This window comes from Plantactinospora sp. BC1, from assembly GCF_003030345.1.
Lineage (GTDB): Bacteria > Actinomycetota > Actinomycetes > Mycobacteriales > Micromonosporaceae > Plantactinospora.
In genome coordinates, this window is record NZ_CP028158.1 from 2,038,318 (window position 1) to 2,051,009 (window position 12,692).

Here is a 12,692-nt window from a genome sequence, read left to right on the forward strand (position 1 = left end):
ACCCCGGCCGGACCACCTCCCGCACGCCGGCCGGGGCAGAGGTGGTCCAGCGGTCCGTTCCGCTACCGGTTCACCCGGCAGGTGGCCGTCGCCGTCCGGCTCGGATCACTCTCCGATCGGGCCGTCAGGGTGACCCGGCCGACCTGGGTCGCCCCGGCGGTGGCGGTGGCCACCGCCCTGACGTTCACGGTCCGGCCGAACTCGGCCGTGGTCAAGGCGTTGGGCAGGGTGACCGCCCAGCCCGCCCCGTTGACCGTGGCGGAGAGCCGGTAGACGTCCGCGCGCAGGTACGCCGAGGCGTCCTCCGGGTGCGCCTGGCCACCGGCGACGTACCGGCCGGTGTTGGTGACGGCGAAGGTGCAGGTCGCGCCCCCGCCGGTCGGGCTGCCGGTGGGGCTGCCCGAGGCGGCCGCCCCGACGCCCCGCACCGAACTGCCGGCCCCGTCGAGGTGCCGCACGCCCAGGGTGTACGACAGCACACCGTCCGCGCCGACCCGCCGGTCGAGCACGTAGAAGTGCAGCCGGTTGGCGGTGTCGACGTACTCGTACTCGCTGCCGGAGCGGGTGCCGGCGTGGAACAGCGCGTCGTTGAGCTGCCGGTAGTCGGCGATCGTCCGCTTCACCGGGGTACCGTCCGGCCGGTAGTAGTCGACCATGTCGATGTCCTGCGGGTTGGCGTCGACGACCCAGGTGAAGCAGGTGTAGCCGCAGGTGTTCGTCTCGGCGTCCTTGTTCCTGGCCAGCAGCACCCCGTTGTCCGGGGTGAACGAGTCCGCGCCGATCCGCTGCACGGTCTCCAGGCTGTACCAGTTGTAGACCGGGGTGCCCGGGCAGAGCGGGTCGGTGTTGATGTCACAGGCCGGGGTGAGGTCCCGGTCCATGCCGATCCGGACGCCCTGGATGTCCCGGGCCGCCGGCACCGCCGTACGCGCCTTGACGGTCACCACCGCGACACCTGTGGTGCGCAGCGCCTCCCGGGAGAGCCGGAGCACCTGCGCCTCGTCGATGTGCCCGAGCTTGAGCTTGCTGCGCAGGGTCTGCCCGGCCGGCATCGCCGCGCCCTGGGCCGCCGGCACCACCCAGCGGTTGTGCGGACCGCCCGGGCCGTTGAACGAGCCCCGGTCCATCACGTCCCAGGTCCCCGACCCGACCCGCCGGTACGGCGACACGTACGGATTGTTGTTGTTGTCGGCGATCCCGAAGGTGTGCGCGATCTCGTGCGTGATGGTGCCGGAACTCTCGCCCTGCCGCATGCTGGACGAGCCCCAGAGCTGGGAGCCGGCCTTCCAGGAGGTCCAGTCGACATAGCGGGACCGCACCCAGTTCGGCAGGTTCGGGTCCGGTGGGCCCCAGGCGTCCGGCACGTCCTCGCGGGTCTGGAACATCATCTCGCCGAACTCCTGCCAGACCGACGTCTCGTCGTAGCCGGCGTAGACCCGCAGCACCAGGTCGAACCGGTTGCGCACGTCGGCGCCCTCGGCGGCCCGCCACAGCGCGTCCACGTCGGCGTCGAGGTTGCCGTTGCAGGTGGAGCCGGCCGGGCAGCCGGTGCCGTTCTGCCCGATGTCGTTGAGCCCGTACTCGAACTGCTTGCGGGGCAGCCGGTACGGGCCGAACGGGGTGAACTCGACCCCGACCCGCCCGTTGGTCTGCTCCATCCAGTATTCGTGCACCGTGTGGCCGTGGTTGAGCGCGCTCGGCGTACCCCAGAAGTCGGCGTAGAACCGGGCCACGTCGGCCCGGGCCACCGGGTTGACCTGCGGGTTGCGGAACGGGTCCGAGCCCCGGTTCTGGGTGATCACGAACGACTGGTCGGGATAGTCGGCGGCGACCAGGGCGATCCGCAGCTTGCGCTGGCTCGGCTGGCGGCTCGGGTCGGCCCAGTTCGCGCCGGGCACCGGCCGGTAGTCGTCCCAGGTCATCGTCTCCTGGTCCTGCCAGGTCTGCGGGTCGACCGGGTCCAGTGGCGCGGCCGCGGTGCCCGGGCCGGCCTGGGCCGGTCCGCTCGCGGGCCCGGTGAGCAGGGCGGAGGCGGCGACGACCGCGACGGCCGCGGCGAACGCCCTGCGGAGCTGGTCTGTGCGGGTGGCGCGACGCAACGCATCTCCTTCGGGTCGGGGGCTCGGGTGCCGGGGTGTTCGGGTGCCGGGTGCTCGGACCGGCCGGGGCGCGGGAGGTCGCGGCCCCGGTCGGCGGATGTCGCAAGCACGGTAAGGACAGCGACGTTTCCGGGTCTTCGGACAGATGCAGGAAGCCCGCTGGGCGGATCAGGACTTCTGTCGGGACTTGTGCCGTACGCCCCGAAGCACTTGCGTCGCGGGCCGGTGCCGTCGGAGGGTGAGGACCGGCGGTGCACCACGTCGGGCCACCCGACGGGGTGGGCCGGCGGCCGGCCACGGGGAGGATCAGGGGAAGGCATGCACACGGAGCTGCAACGGATCGTCGACGCGGTGGCGGCCCGGGTGGGCCGGCCGGCGCTGATCGAGGACCGCCGGCAGCGGGTGGTCGTGTACAGCGAGCACACCGGACTGATGGACGACGTACGCAAGACCTCCATCCTGCGCCGGCACACCACGCCCGAGGTCATCTCCTGGTTCCACGACGTCGGCATCATGAAGGCCCGTACCCCGGTCCGCACCCCGGCCTGCCCGGAGCTGGACCTGCTGCCCCGGCTCTGCGTGCCGATCACCCACCACGACCTGCTGCTCGGCTTCGTCTGGTTCATCGACGCCGACGGCGGGATGACCGATGACGACATCGAGACCGTGACCCGGGCGATGTCCGACCTCTCCCTCGCGCTCTACCGGGAGAACCTGCTCGGCGAGCTGGCCTCGCAGCGGGAGGCGGAGGCGGCCCGGACGCTGCTGGTGGACAGTCCGGAGATCCGGGCCGAGGCGGTCCGTTCGCTGCTCGCCGAGGGGGTGGTCGCCGCCGACGGGCCGGCCAACGCCGTGGTGGCGCAGCTGGTGCCGGCCCGGGGGCAGGTACTCGACGAGGTGGCCCGGATCGCCCTGGAACAGGTGCTGGTGGCCACCCGCCGCTGGGTCGGGGTACGCGAGGCGCTGCACCTGGTCCGGCACGACCAGGGAGTACTGCTGATCTGCGGTGCTCAGGGTGCCGGCCGGCCCTCCGCCGAGGCGACCGCCAGGCACCTGAGCGAGGCGCTGCACAAGGCGACCCGGAGCCTGCCCTCGGTGGCCCGGGTGGTGGTCGGGATCGGCGAGCCCCGGCCCCGGCTGGCCGAGGTGGTGCACGCCTACGACGAGGCGCTCCAGTCGGCCCGGGTGGGTGGGCAGCTCTCCGCGCTCGGCCCGATCATCGCCTGGTCGAACCTCGGCATCTACCGGATGCTGTCCCGGATGAACGGCCAGCACCTCGACGTCGCGGGCGTGCACCCGGGGCTGGAGCGGCTGCTGCGCGACGACTCCAACCAGGTGCTGCTGGAGACGCTGGAGGCGTACCTCGACCTGGCCGGGAACGCGCATGCCACGGCCGAGCAGCTGCGGCTGCACCGCACCACGCTCTACTACCGGCTGCACCGGGTGGAGCAGCTCGCCGAGACCGACCTCAAGGACGGCAACGAGCGGCTCTGCCTGCACCTGGCGCTGAAACTCGGCCGGCTCACCGGTCACTACCGACCGGCGAACTGACCCTCCGGCCCCGTCCCGGCCGCGACCCGCGGCGTCGGCAACACCGAGGAGGCCACCGTGAGCGAGCACCTGTCCCGACGGGACGCCCTGCGCCTCGGCGCGCTGGCGGCCACCGTACCCGCCGCCGCCTCGGTCGGGCCGGCCCGGGCCGACGCGGCGGCGCCGACCGGCGACGCCGGGACCGGCGCGGACCCCGGACCGCTCCCCCGGCCCGGCTGGGTCGCCGACAACTGGGTGGTCAAGCCGTTCGCCCTCAACCAGGTGGCGCTGCGCGACGGGATCTTCCAGCAGAAGCGGGACCGGATGCTCAACTACGCGCGGAACTATCCGGGCACCGGGGGCGTCCTCGACGGCCCCGACCGGATGCTGCACCTGTTCCGGGCCAACGCCGGGCTGCCCGCCCCGGGCACCTGGCCGGGCGGCTGGGACACCCCGAACCACCTGCTCCGGGGCCACTTCACCGGGCACTACCTGACGATGCTGGCGCAGTGCTACGCCGACACCGGCGAGGAGATCTTCCGGGAGAAGCTCGACTACCTGGTGACCGAGCTGGGCAGGTGCCAGCGGGAACTCGACCGGCGCAACTTCGGCCGGGTCGCCGGCCGCGCGGGTCGGGCCGTCCGGCTCGGCGACCCGCACCCCAACCAGTACGTCCTGATGCCGGCCGGAATCCTCGACGGCGTCACCGAGCTCACCGTCGCCACCTGGGTGAACCTGGCGGCCGCGCAGACCGCCGCCCGGATCTTCAGCTTCGGCGCCGGGCCGCAGTCCTACCTGTCGCTGACCGCCCGGATCGCCGCCGGTGCCGGCCCGAGGTTCGCGATCACCACCGGCGGCAGTGCCGGCGAGCAGCGGGTCGACGCCACCGTGCCCGTCCCGGTCGGCGAGTGGGCGCACCTGGCGGTCACCCTCTCCGCCGCCGACGCCACCGCCCGGATCTACCTCGACGGTGCCGAGGTCGGCGCCGGCGCCGTGACGCTCGGCCCGGCCAACCTCGGCCGGACCACCGACAACTGGATCGGCCGCTCCCCCGCCAACAACGATCCGCTGCTCACCGCGACAGTGGACGACCTGCGGATCTACGACCGGGCACTCGGCCCGGACGAGATCCGCGCGCTCGCCGCACCGGACGGGACGGCCGGCACGTCGACCGCGGCCACCCCGCTGGCCTGGTACCGGTTCGAGGAGGAGGGCGAGACCGCCGCCGACCACTCGGGCAACGGCCACGCCGCCACGATCGTCGGCACCGCCCACCCCGGTTTCCTGGCCGCGTTCCCGGAGGGGCAGTTCAGTCGCCTCGAACCGCCGACGTTCCAGCCGAACAGCGGGCCGAACGCCGTCTGGGCGGTCTGGTACACCTGCCACAAGATCATGCGCGGCCTGCTCAACGCGTACCAGTTGGTCGGCAACGAGGAGGCGCTGGCGATCGTCTTCCGGATGGGCGACTGGGCGCACAGTCGACTCAGCCGGATCAGCCGGGCCGACCTGGACCGGATGTGGGACATCTACAGCGCCGGTGAGGCCGGCTCGATGAACGAGGTGATGGCCGAACTCTCCGCCCTGGCCCCCGACCGCGAGCGACGCGCCCGGTACCTCGACACGGCGAAGGCGTTCACCTTCAGCACCCTCTTCGCCGCCTCCCTGGCACAGCGGGACGAACTCGCCGGCCGGCACGCCAACCAGTACATGGCGCCGAACATCGGCTACCTGCGGATCTTCGAGCGGACCGGCGAGCGCGACTACCACCGGGCGGCCCGGAACTTCTGGTCCATGGTGGTGCCGCACCGGATTTTCAGCAACGGCGGTGCCGGGCAGAGCGAACACTTCCGGGCGCGCGGGATCATCACCTCCGGGTTCACCTCCGGCAGCGATCCCCGGCACGCCGAGACCTGCTGCGCGTACAACATGCTCCGGCTGACCCGGAACCTCTTCTTCCACGACCCGGACCCGGCGTACCTGGACTACTACGAGAAGGCGCTGCACAACCAGATCCTCAGCTCCCGCCGGGACGTCGACAGCGTCACCAGCACCGAGGTGACGTACCACCAGAACATGTGGCCCGGCCGGTCACGGCGGATCGGCAACGTCGTGGAATACAGCCGGTACGGCGGCAACGGAAGCTGCTGCAACGGCACCGGCCTGGAGAGCCACACCAAATACCAGGAGACGATCTACTTCCGCTCGGCGGACGACTCCGCCCTCTACGTCAACCTCTTCATCGCCTCCGTGCTGACCTGGCCGGAACGGGGCTTCGTGATCAGCCAGGAGACGGCCTATCCGACCGAGGGCGCCAGCACGCTCCGGTTCGACCGGGGGCACGGCCGGCTGCGGGTGAAGCTCCGGGTGCCGTCCTGGGCCGGCGCCGACTACACCGTCCGGGTCAACGGTCGCCAACAGCACGTGAAGGCGGTGCCGGGCAGCTATCTCACCCTCGACCGGTGGTGGCGGGAGGGCGACCGGATCGACATCTCGATGCCGCTGCGCTTCCGGGTGGAGAAGGCTCTCGACGACAGGTCGGTACAGTCCATCATGTACGGTCCGACGCTGATGGTCGTCCGGGACGCCACCCCCAGCTACCGCGAGTTCACGTTCTTCCCCACCCTCGGGCTGGACGGCGACCTCGGCAGGGCGATCCAACCCACCGGGACGCCGATGCACTTCAGCACCCACGGCTACCTGCTGGCCCCGTACTACGTCTCCGACCCGGTGCCGGGAGAGTTCAACGCCTACCACCCGTACGTCCGGCGGGTCGAGCCGGAGGTGGTGTTCGGGTCGGTCCGCACCGGCGTACCCAACGACGGCCTGCGGGACGCCGACGGCGAGACCTTCCTCGACCGGGTCTGGGCGGCGGCGCCGTTCCGCCGGCACGGCGACTTTCTCCGTACCGTCAGGGACGTCTCGGACGAGTGGCTGGCGGCCGGCCGGCACACCGCCGCGCAGCGCCGGGCCATCCTCGTCGCGGCGGTCCGTGCCCGCCGGGACCTGGCGCACTGACCGTCGGCGTCACCGGTCGTCGGCCCGCAGCGACTCCTCGGTCGCCTCGGCCACCCGGCGCGACAGCTCCGCCCGGGCGGCCCGGACGGTGGCCAGGATCTCCTCGGCCACCCGGGCCGCCGGCTGCTGCCGGGTCCGCTCGTCCAGCCGGAGGTCGACCAGCGCCCCGGACGAGTCGAGCGTCACCTCGACCAGCCCGTCGGCGCCGCGCGTCGTCACCCGCAGCCCGGCCAGCCGACGGGACAGCTCGGCGGCCCGCTCCGCCCGGTCGGCGGAGGACGCCTGCCACGCCTGCACCCGGCGCCGGGCCGCTTCGAGTTCCGCCTCGTTGCTCCACATCCCGGAATCCTCCCCGCGGTCGCCACCGACAAGTCTGCCGGTTTCCGCTGTCCGGCACCCGGTGCACCGCCGCCGACCGCACACCCTCGACCGGGCGCGCGTCGACGAGTGGGCGAGCGCCTCGGGGCGTCATCCGCCGGGCGGCCCGGCGTCGAACCGTGCACTGTCGAGTGTCGGGGCGGCGGGTGGTCAGGGGATCGGCAGGACCGGGCGCACCGGGGTCTCGTCGGTGAGGCCGCCGTCGTAGACGACCTCGGCCAGCTCCGCCTCCCGGTAGGCGGTGGCGAGGGTGAGCCAGCTCAGGAAGCTGCCGTACCCGCCGCAGAGCGCCGAGCCGCCGTCGCCGCCGCAGAACACGTCCGGCTCGGTGGTGAACTCGGAGCGGTACGGGTCGTCGCCGATGACCAGGCCGAAGAGGTTCGGCTCCTGGATCAACGGCACCCTGCCGTACGGTTCGCCCTCCGGATAGTCGTCGCCCCAGCGGAACAGGGTGGCGGCCCCGGCGCCGCAGGCGTACTCCCACTCGTCGGGGGTCGGTGGCCGAAGGCCCCGGCGGGCGAGCCCGGCCATCAGCCAGGCGTGGTCGTGCTCCCCCTCGCCGTCGTCGAGATCGGCCTCGTCGTCGACCGCCAGCAGCGTCCCGGCCTCCACCGAGCGCACGGCGACGAGTCGAGCCGGCACCGAGACCCGGCGCGGCGGCGAGGTGGTCTCGGCGACGAAACGATCGAGCGGCCCGGTCAGCCCCCACTCGTCGGCGGCCTCGGCGAAGTCGGCGAGCTGCCGGGCGCTGGGACGCAGCCGGGCCGCGTCGTGGCCGAGTTGCACCGTACCGCCCGGCACCAGGGCGTAGCGGATGCCGTCGCGGTCGAAGAAGGCGACCCGGCCGGTCCGGCCGGCGTACCCGTGCGGGGCGGTGCCGGCGAGCCGGGCGTCGAGGCTCCGGGCGATGGCGGCGGCGGTCCGGTCGGCAGCCTCGTCGGAGAGATCCGACCAGGCGGACAGGGTGAGATCGGCATGCGACACCCGGGCATTATGCCCGCAGCCGGTACTCCGCCCGGCCGTCGACGCCGGGGCAGCAGGTCAGCCGGCCGTCGACGCCGGGGCGGCCGTTCAGGTAGCCGACGATCCGCTCGTCGGTCCAGCCGTGGCTGGCCCGCAGGCCACGGGCGACGGTGGCCAGGTACGCCGGGGCCGGCGGGTTCGGCGGCACCTCCCCGGCCCGCCAGGGCGCGGTGAGGGTGAGCACCGGGTGCCCGTCGAGGATGCCGGCGCAGACCACCGTCTCGTACCGGCCCGGGCCGGCACTGGCCCGACCGGCGGCGACGGCGGCGGCGATCAGGTCCAGCGGACCGCTCGGCAGCCGGTGCATCTCCTGCGCGGCGACGTCCGCGAACTGGTCGGCGGAGAGCAGGTACGCCCGAGCGGCGACCACACCGGGCAGCCCCGGGTCGTAGAAGGCCATCCCACCGGACCAGGTCCGCGATTCGAGGGCGAAGTAGAGACCGCCGGGAAGCAGCACCGGGCGGTCGTCCCGGGGCGGGCTGCCGTCCCGGCACCCGGGATGGTCACGCTGACCGCCCACCGGTCGGCCACCACCGAGATAGCAGCCGAACCGGTCGGCGTCCAGGTTCGACCCGTACGCCGCGTACCAGACCGGGTCGAGGCCGGTTACCGGGGCGCCGGGGCGGCGACTGAGCAGGATCGGTTCGGGTACGGTCATCGCCACGTCAGTCCCGGGTCAGCAGGTAGGCCCGGTCCGGGTCGATCCGCACGTTGACGCTGGTGCCCTCGGCGAGAGCCTCCCGGGGATCGGCGCCGGGATCGGTCACGGTCAGCGTGCCGCTGGTGGTCTCGATCTCGTAGTCCACGGCCGGTCCGTGGAACGTCGAACGGAGCACCGCGCCGATGCCGGTCCCGCCGTCGGTGACCGGCGCCAGTGTCATGGTCTCCGGCCGGGCCATCAGATAGGTGTCGTCGCCGTTCGCCGACACCTGGGGGTGGGCCGCCACGGTCAGCCGCTGCCCGAGGGCGTGCACCACGGCCCGGCCGTCGCCGACCCGCTCCGGCAGCACCTCGACGAAGTTGGCCCGCCCGATGAAGTCCGCGACGAAGACGCTGGCCGGGCGCAGGTAGATCTCTCCCGGCACGGCCACCTGCTCGACCCGTCCCCGGTTCATCACCACGATCCGGTCCGACATGCTCATCGCCTCGTCCTGGTCGTGCGTGACGTAGATGCTGGTGATCCCGAACATCCGCTGGATGCGCCGGATCTCCGCGCGCATCGAACCCCGCAGCTTGGCATCCAGATTGGACAGCGGCTCGTCGAAGAGCAGCACCTTCGGCTGCACGACCAGGGCCCGGGCCAGGGCGACCCGCTGCTGTTGACCGCCGGAGAGTTCGTGCGGGCTCCGGTCCTCCAGACCGACCAGATTCATGCTGGTCAGCGCCATCCGCATGCTGGTGGCGACCTCCTCGCGGCCACGTCGCCGCAGCCTGAGCCCGTACGCGATGTTCTCGCCGACCGTGAGGTGCGGAAAGAGGGCGTAGCTCTGGAAGACCATCGCCATCGGACGCCGCTGGGGTGGCATCGAGTCGATCACCCTGTCGTCGAGCCGGATCTGTCCACTGGTGGCGTCCTCGAAGCCGGCGACCATCCGCAGCGTGGTGGTCTTGCCGCACCCGGACGGCCCGAGCAGCGTGATGAACTCGCCCGGCGCGACGTCGAGGTCGACGGCCTCGACGGCGGTGACCGGGCCGGTACGGCTGGCGAACGTCTTGGTCAACGCCTCCAGGCGCAGCCGTCCGGTGCCGGCAGCGGCGGACGCGGCGACGGCCAGGTCGGGCAGCACTGTGCTCATCGTTTCGGCCTTTCGGTGTCGGTGGCGACGCGGTTCAGGTTGGCCCCCGCGCCGACGACGAGACGGATGAGCGCGAAGGCCGCCAGCACGATGGCGGTCAGCACGGTGCAGTAGGCGAAGGCCACCCCGTACCGGCCGGCGCTGGCGGCGCTCAGCACCTGGGAGGTGATGATCTTCGTCTCCGGCGTGACCAGCAGGACGATCGTCGAGATCGAGGTCATGCTGCGGGCGAAGCTGTAGCTCAGGCCGGTCAGCAGCGCCGGCCGGATCAGCGGCAGGGTGACCCGTCGGAAGGTGTGCAGCGGGCCCGCTCCGAGGTCCGTCGAGGCCTGCTCGATCTGCGGGTGGATCTGGGTCAGGGCGGCGACCGCGGTGCGTTGGCCGGCGGGGAGGCTCCGGATGACGTACGCGACGACGATCGCCGCCGCCCCACCGGCGATGGCGCTGCCGCCGACCAGGCTGGGAAAGACCTGGATCGGGCCGAGCCACCGCTCCGGCCGGTACGCGAGCACGAAACCGATGCCCAACACCGTCCCCGGCACGGCGACCCCGAGCGTGCCGGCGAAGTCCAGCAACCCGGCGGCCCGGTGCAGGTGCCGGACCACGAGCCAGGAGATGACCAGCCCGAAGAACGCCGCGACCGGGGTGGCGAGAGCCGCGAACACGACCGTGTCGCGCACGGCTTCCTGCCCCACCCCGGCGACCACCTCCCGCAGATATTCCAGGGTCACCGTGTTGTCCACCCCGAACACCCGGGTCACCGAACCGAGCAGCACCGTGCCGTAGACGCTGACGACGAGCGCCGCGGCCAGCAGCGCGAGCCCGAAGATCGGCCACCGTACCCAGTTGTCGATCAGGTGCACGCTGCCCGAGGGCCGCCCGGTGATGGTGGTCCGGACCTTGCGGTTCAGCCAGTACCGCTGCGCGACGTACAACCCGAGCGCGGGCACGAGCAGGATCACGCAGTAGACGGCGGCGCTGGTGGTGTCGTACTCGCCGGTGACCGCCAGGTAGGCCCGGCTGGCCAGCACCGTGTGGTCGCCGCCGAGTACGAGCGGGTTGGCCAGGTCGGCGATCGCCTCCACGAAGAGCAGCAGGAACGGCGCCACCAGCCCCGGCGCCAGCAGCGGCAGGACGACGGTGCGCAGGGTCCGCCACCGGCTGGCCCCGAGGTTCATCGCGGCCTCCTCCAGCGCCGGGTCCAACCCGCGGAGCATGCCGAGCAGGCCGAGGTACGCCACCGGGAAGAGCGACAGGGAGAGCACGAAGACCAGACCGTCGAGCCCGTAGATGTCGTACTCCAGGCCGAGGAGGCCGTTGCTGATCACGCCCCGCCGCCCGTAGAGCACGACGGTGGCGGTGGCGACCGCGAACGGCGGGCTGACGATCGGCACCAGCGCCACCACGTGCAGGATCCGTTTGCCCGGTACGGCGAGGCGGGTCTGGACGAAGGCGAAGAGGAAGCCGAGCGCCGTCCCGAAGAACCCGACCAGCACGCCCAGCACCAGCGTGTTGCGCAGGATCGCCAGGTCGACCGGGGAGCTGAGGAAGCGTGCGTAGCGCGGCAGCGCCTCCGGGCCGAACGCCGCCGCGAGGACGGCGACGAGCGGGACGACGCTGCCGATCGTCACCAGCCCGACGCAGGCGACGAGGAGCAGTCGGATGCCGAGGTCGAGCCGCCGCCGGCGCCGACGGCGCGGTGGCGCCGCCGGGCCGGGGGCCAGCTCCGGAACGTGGATCATGGTGGTCATGACTTCGGCGCCCGGGCCACTTCGGCGTCGAAGCGCCGGTTCAGCGCGGTCTTCGCCGCCCCCGCCGCGACCGCGTCGTAGTCGACCAGCTTGATCGTGCGCAGGTCCACGACCTTGTCCGAGACCTTCGCGCCCGGGTTGGTCGGGAACTGGTACGACCGCACCGTCGGCCCGATCTCCTGTGCCTCGACGGTCAGCGCCCAGTCGATGAACTTCCGGCCGCTGTCAGGGTTCCTGGCGCCGCTGACCAGCGCCACCCCGCCGGTCTCGTAGCCGGTTCCCTCTTCCGGGAAGGAGACCACCAGGTCGGGGAAGCCCGCCTCCCTGGCCGCCACACAGTCGTGGGAGAAGATGACCCCGACCGCCACCTCGCCCCGGGCCGTCATCTGGGCGGGTGCCGCACCGGACTTGGTGTACTGCAACACGTTCGGGTGCAGCCGGCGCATGTACTCCAGCGCCCTGCCCTGGTCGCCGCCGGCGAGCAGCACCTGGGTCCAGAGCGCCGTGTAGGCGGTGCCCGAGGTGGACGGATGGGCGATACCGATGTCCCGGGCGAGTTTCGGGTCGAGCAGGTCGGCCCAGGAGTCCGGCACCTCGACTCCGGCCTCCGCCAACAGCTCCGGGTTGCCGCAGAACCCGAGCGCTCCGACGTAGACACCGGTCCAGAGCCCGGACGTGTCCCGGTATCTGGCCGGGATCGCGTCGGCGTTCGGCGAGACGTACGCCTCCAGCATCCCCTCGGCGGCGCCGGCCGCGTAGCCGTCGGCCGGGCCGCCGTACCAGACGTCGAACTCCGCGTTGCCCCTACCGGCCTTGATCCGGGCCAGCGCCTCGCCGCTGGAGAGTCGGACGAAGTCGGCCCGGAGCCCGGTCGTCGCGCTGAACCGGGCCGTGGTCGCCGCGCACCACTCCTCCGTCCCGCCGCACACGACGTGCACGACGCCACCGTCGGTCGTACCACCGGAGCCGTTGCCCGGCTCCCGGGCGCAGCCGGCGGCCAGTACGAGGACCGCCGCGCACCCCAGCCAGCTCACGCCGCGCCGAAATCGACTCGTCATCGAAGCCCGACCTCCCAGGTTGTCGCAGTGTTGCGGCCAGGT

9 protein-coding genes are annotated in these 12,692 nt (G+C 72.6%); 2 read left to right on the forward strand and 7 right to left on the reverse strand.

The features are described from left to right. Positions 1-62 precede the first annotated feature (62 nt). A complete protein-coding gene (locus C6361_RS08650; RefSeq protein WP_199853299.1) occupies positions 63-2,099 on the reverse strand; it encodes a peptidase M6 in 2,037 nt (678 codons plus the stop codon). Positions 2,100-2,417: 318 nt separating this feature from the next. Between C6361_RS08650 and C6361_RS38980 the strand changes: the two genes are divergently transcribed. Next, positions 2,418-3,650, forward strand: coding sequence for a CdaR family transcriptional regulator (locus tag C6361_RS38980; RefSeq protein WP_107257007.1), 1,233 nt, complete (start codon positions 2,418-2,420; stop codon positions 3,648-3,650). A gap of 57 nt (positions 3,651-3,707) precedes the next feature. Next, a complete protein-coding gene (locus C6361_RS08660) occupies positions 3,708-6,644 on the forward strand; it encodes a beta-L-arabinofuranosidase domain-containing protein (RefSeq protein ID WP_107267404.1) in 2,937 nt (978 codons plus the stop codon). 9 nt (positions 6,645-6,653) lie between these two features. Here the strand turns inward: C6361_RS08660 and C6361_RS08665 are convergent, their stop codons facing one another. The 6 genes from C6361_RS08665 to C6361_RS08690 all read right to left on the reverse strand — a co-directional run bounded on the left by C6361_RS08665 (position 6,654) and on the right by C6361_RS08690 (position 12,650). Then, complete coding sequence (locus C6361_RS08665) at positions 6,654-6,983, reverse strand: YbaB/EbfC family nucleoid-associated protein (RefSeq protein WP_107257011.1); 330 nt, start codon at positions 6,981-6,983, stop codon at positions 6,654-6,656. Between the two features lie 189 nt (positions 6,984-7,172). Next, on the reverse strand, positions 7,173-8,006 hold the full coding sequence (locus C6361_RS08670) for a hypothetical protein (protein ID WP_107267405.1): 834 nt from the start codon (positions 8,004-8,006) through the stop codon (positions 7,173-7,175). Positions 8,007-8,013: 7 nt separating this feature from the next. Then, the gene (locus C6361_RS08675; RefSeq protein WP_107270831.1) at positions 8,014-8,703 is read right to left on the reverse strand and encodes a histone deacetylase; all 690 of its coding nucleotides are present in this window, start codon (positions 8,701-8,703) and stop codon (positions 8,014-8,016) included. Positions 8,704-8,710: 7 nt separating this feature from the next. Further along, entirely contained in the window at positions 8,711-9,841 is a 1,131-nt protein-coding gene (locus tag C6361_RS08680) for an ABC transporter ATP-binding protein (RefSeq protein ID WP_107267406.1), read from the reverse strand. After that, on the reverse strand, positions 9,838-11,592 hold the full coding sequence (locus tag C6361_RS08685) for an iron ABC transporter permease (protein WP_107267407.1): 1,755 nt from the start codon (positions 11,590-11,592) through the stop codon (positions 9,838-9,840). The genes C6361_RS08680 and C6361_RS08685 overlap by 4 nt, the downstream gene beginning before the upstream one ends. Then, complete coding sequence (locus C6361_RS08690; protein ID WP_107267408.1) at positions 11,589-12,650, reverse strand: ABC transporter substrate-binding protein; 1,062 nt, start codon at positions 12,648-12,650, stop codon at positions 11,589-11,591. The genes C6361_RS08685 and C6361_RS08690 overlap by 4 nt, the downstream gene beginning before the upstream one ends. Between the last annotated feature and the right edge of the window lie 42 nt (positions 12,651-12,692).

Bases quoted from the DNA above. Each gene is read 5' to 3' on its own strand.
- C6361_RS38980 (WP_107257007.1), top strand. From the start codon at position 2,418: ATGCACACGGAGCTGCAACGGATCGTCGACGCGGTGGCGGCCCGGGTG.
- C6361_RS08665 (WP_107257011.1), bottom strand. From the start codon at position 6,983: ATGTGGAGCAACGAGGCGGAACTCGAAGCGGCCCGGCGCCGGGTGCAG.
- C6361_RS08675 (WP_107270831.1), bottom strand. From the start codon at position 8,703: ATGACCGTACCCGAACCGATCCTGCTCAGTCGCCGCCCCGGCGCCCCG.
- C6361_RS08680 (WP_107267406.1), bottom strand. From the start codon at position 9,841: ATGAGCACAGTGCTGCCCGACCTGGCCGTCGCCGCGTCCGCCGCTGCC.
- C6361_RS08685 (WP_107267407.1), bottom strand. From the start codon at position 11,592: ATGACCACCATGATCCACGTTCCGGAGCTGGCCCCCGGCCCGGCGGCG.
- C6361_RS08690 (WP_107267408.1), bottom strand. From the start codon at position 12,650: ATGACGAGTCGATTTCGGCGCGGCGTGAGCTGGCTGGGGTGCGCGGCG.